2 protein-coding genes are annotated in these 4071 nt (G+C 66.6%); one reads left to right on the top strand and one right to left on the bottom strand.

From position 1 onward, the window contains the following. Positions 1-574 precede the first annotated feature (574 nt). Positions 575-2479 (bottom strand): potassium transporter Kup, encoded by a 1905-nt coding sequence (locus tag DK254_RS03320; RefSeq protein ID WP_109932199.1) that lies wholly within the window; start codon positions 2477-2479, stop codon positions 575-577. A 250-nt stretch (positions 2480-2729) separates the two neighbouring features. On the opposite strand from DK254_RS03320, the gene rimO reads away from it, so the two are divergent. Next, entirely contained in the window at positions 2730-4052 is a 1323-nt protein-coding gene (gene rimO / locus DK254_RS03315) for a 30S ribosomal protein S12 methylthiotransferase RimO (RefSeq protein ID WP_109932197.1), read from the top strand. Positions 4053-4071: the final 19 nt, after the last annotated feature.

Below are 4071 nucleotides of genomic sequence, written 5' to 3'. Positions count from 1 at the left end.
CCGCTCCTACAGGTTGCCGAGGCACAGCATTTCCCCGTAGGAGCGGAACTTTTCCGCGATAGCCGGATACCCCGGCGCGGTTCGCGGATGAGATCCGCTCCTACGCAACCCCACCCACGCCATTCCCATGTAGGAGCGCGCCCTGCGCGCGAATCGCGGGCAGGGCCCGCTCCTACAGGTTGCCGAGGCACAGCATTTCCCCGTAGGAGCGGAACTTTTCCGCGATAGCCGGATACCCCGGCGCGGTTCGCGGATGAGATCCGCCCCTACGCAACCCCACCCACGCCATTCCCATGCAGGAGCGCGCCCTGCGCGCGAATCGCGGGCAGGGCCCGCTCCTACAGGTTGCCGTGGGGCATGGTATTTCGCCTGTAGGAGCGGACTTTGTCCGCGATAGCCGGGTGTCCCGGCGCGGTTCGCGGATGAGATCCGCTCAGGTTGTCGCACCGCGCACCCGTAGGGCGCATAACGCCTACGGCGTTATCCGCCATCGCCCCGGCACCGGTGCCCCGGCCGACGGCGGATAACCGCGAACGGTTATGCGCCCTACGGGTTCTCCCTCACAGCGCGCCCCTCAGATCTCCACCTGCGTCCCCAGCTCGATCACCCGGTTCAACGGCAGGTTGAAGTAGCGCAGGTTGCCGTTGGCGTTCTTCAGCAGGAAGGCGAACAAGCCTTCGCGCCAGCGCGCCATGCCGATGCGCCTGGACGGGATCACCGTCTCGCGGCTGAGGAAGTAGGTGGTGCGCATCGGGCTGAAGTCCAGCTCGTTGAGGTGGCAGTACTTCAGCGCCGCCGGGATGTCCGGGTCCTCCATGAAGCCGAAGTGCAGCAGCACGCGGAAGAAGCCCTCGCCATAGGCATCCACCTCGAAGCGGCGGTCGGTGGCGACCCGCGGGCTGTCTTCGTTGACCACCGTGAGCAGCACCACCTGCTCGTGCAGCACCTGGTTGTGCAGCAGGTTGTGCAACAGCGCGTGCGGCACGGCGTCGGAACGCGCGGTGAGGAACACCGCGGTGCCCTGTACCCGGTGCGGCGGCTGCGAGCGGATGCTGGCGATGAACAGCGGCAGCGGCAGCGAGCCTTCGTCGAGGCGCTCCACCAGCAACTGGCGGCCACGCTTCCAGGTGGTCATCAGGATGAACAGGGCGATACCGGCGATCACCGGGAAGGCGCCACCCTGCACCACCTTCGGCAGGTTGGCCGAGAAGAACAGCACGTCCACCAGCAGCATCATGCAGAAGAACGGAATGGCCAGCCACAGCGGCCACTTCCAGTGCAGCCAGAGCACCACGCCCATCAGCAGGGTGGTCACCAGCATGGTCCCGGTCACCGCCACGCCATAGGCCGAGGCCAGCGCCGCGGAGGACTCGAAGCCCAGCACCAGCAGCACCACGCCGACCATCAGCGCCCAGTTCACCCCGGCGATGTAGACCTGCCCCTGCTCCTGGCTGGAGGTGTGCTGCACGAACATGCGCGGCACGAAGCCCAGCTGGATGGCCTGGCGGGTCAGCGAGAAGGCCCCGGAAATCACCGCCTGGGAGGCGATCACCGTGGCCACGGTGGACAACGCCACCATCGGCAGCAGCGCCCAGGACGGCGCCAGCAGGTAGAAGGGGTTGCGCGCGGCTTCCGGGTTGTAGAGGATCATCGCGCCCTGGCCAAAGTAGTTCAGCACCAGGCCCGGCAGCACCAGGGCGAACCAGGCGCGGGAAATCGGCTTGCGGCCGAAGTGGCCCATGTCCGCGTACAGCGCCTCGGCGCCGGTCAGCGCCAGCACGGTGGCGCCGAGGATGGCCACGCCGATGCCCGGATGGACCACGAAGAAATTCACCGCCCAGTACGGGTTCATGGCGTTGAGCACCACCGGGTGCTGGTAGATGCCGTACAGGCCCAGCGCGCCGAGCACCACGAACCAGATCACCATCACCGGGCCGAACAGGATGCCGATGCGCGCCGTGCCATGGCGCTGGATGAGGAACAGGCCGACCAGCACCACCAGCGCCAGCGGCACCACCCAGTGCTCCAGGCCGTCGAAGGCGATCTCCAGACCCTCGATCGCCGAGAGCACCGAGATCGCCGGGGTAATCATGCTGTCGCCGTAGAACAGCGAGGCGCCGAACAGGCCCAGCACCACCAGCACCGCGCTCAACCTGGGGTAGTCGTGGGCGGCGCGGCGCGCCAGCGCGGTCAGCGCCATCACCCCGCCCTCGCCCTGGTTGTCGGCGCGCAGGACGAAGATCACGTACTTGATCGAGACCACCCACACCAGCGACCAGAAGATCAGCGAAAGGATGCCGAGGATGGCGTCGTGCCCCACCTGCACGCCATAGCCGCCGACGAAGACTTCCTTGAGCGTATACAGCGGGCTGGTACCGATGTCGCCGTAGCAGACGCCCACCGCGGCCACCATCATGCCCAGGGCGGAGCTTGAATGGTTTTCCTGCTGCTCCGCGGTTCCAGCGCTGGCGTTGGACATGTAACAAAATTCCTCTAGGAAAAATTCGGCGCATCCTGCGCCGACGGACTCGGCGATGCAAGCGCCGCGAAAGCTCGATCTGAATGACTATAGAGGGTGTTCGGCGGCCTTACCCTGTGCCTGGCGGCGCTTTCGCGGGGCGCTGCGGCAGCTTGTCTCACGGAGGCTGGTCAAGCGCGCGGGCTGCCGCTAGAATTGCGCACTTTTTGATCAGAGGCGCCGCCAGCGCGCCCTTAGAGGTTAGCCGCCCATGTCCACCGCAACGCCCAAAGTCGGATTTGTCAGCCTCGGATGCCCCAAGGCCACGGTCGACTCCGAACGCATCCTCACCCAGCTGCGCATGGAGGGCTACGAGATCGTGCCCACCTACGAGGACGCCGACGTCGTTGTGGTGAACACCTGCGGCTTCATCGACAGCGCCAAGGCCGAATCCCTGGACGCCATCGGCGAGGCCATCGCCGAGAACGGCAAGGTCATCGTCACCGGCTGCATGGGCGTTTCCGAGGACAGCATCCGTGACGTGCACCCCAGCGTGCTGGCGGTCACCGGCCCGCAGCAGTACGAGCAGGTGGTCAGCGCCGTGCACGAGGTGATCCCGCCGAAGGCCGAGCACAACCCGCTGATCGACCTGGTGCCGCCGCAGGGCATCAAGCTCACCCCGCGCCACTACGCCTACCTGAAGATTTCCGAGGGCTGCAACCACAGCTGCAGCTTCTGCATCATCCCGTCGATGCGCGGCAAGCTGGTCAGCCGCCCGGTGGGCGACGTGCTCAGCGAGGCCCAGCGCCTGGTCAAGGCCGGCGTCAAGGAACTGCTGGTGATCTCCCAGGACACCAGCGCCTACGGCGTGGACCTGAAGTACAAGCTGGACTTCTGGGACGGCCAGCCGGTGAAGACGCGCATGCTGGAGCTGTGCGAGGCGCTGTCGGGCATGGGTGTGTGGGTGCGCCTGCACTACGTCTACCCCTACCCCAACGTCGACGACGTCATCCCGCTGATGGCGCAGGGCAAGCTGCTGCCCTACCTGGACATCCCCTTCCAGCACGCCAGCCCGAAGGTGCTCAAGTCCATGAAGCGCCCGGCGTTCGAGGACAAGACCCTGGCGCGCATCAAGAAATGGCGCGAGACCTGCCCCGAGCTGACCATCCGCTCCACCTTCATCGTCGGCTTCCCCGGCGAGACCGAGGAAGACTTCCAGTACCTGCTCGACTGGCTGACCGAAGCCCAGCTCGACCGCGTCGGCTGCTTCCAGTACTCCCCGGTGGAAGGCGCCCCGGCCAACGACCTGGGCCTGGAGCCGGTGCCCGATGACGTCAAGCAGGAGCGCTGGGAGCGCTTCATGGCGCACCAGCAGGCGATTTCCGCCGCGCGCCTGCAGCTGAAGATCGGCAAGGAAATCGACGTGCTGATCGACGAGGTGGACGCCGAAGGTGCGGTGGGCCGTTCCTGGGCCGACGCCCCGGAGATCGACGGCGCCGTCTACATCGACACCTTCGACGTGAAGCCGGGCGACAAGGTGCGCGTGCGCATCACCGACGCCGACGAGTACGATCTCTGGGCCGAGCTGGCCTGAGGCACCGAAAGCCCCGCCC

Origin of the sequence: Pseudomonas sp. RW407, assembly GCF_003176655.1 — a bacterium.
In the GTDB taxonomy this organism is placed as follows: Bacteria; Pseudomonadota; Gammaproteobacteria; order Pseudomonadales; family Pseudomonadaceae; genus Pseudomonas; species Pseudomonas delhiensis.
The sequence above is the reverse complement of the archived record's forward strand: the minus strand, read 5'-3'. Positions and strand labels throughout refer to the sequence as shown.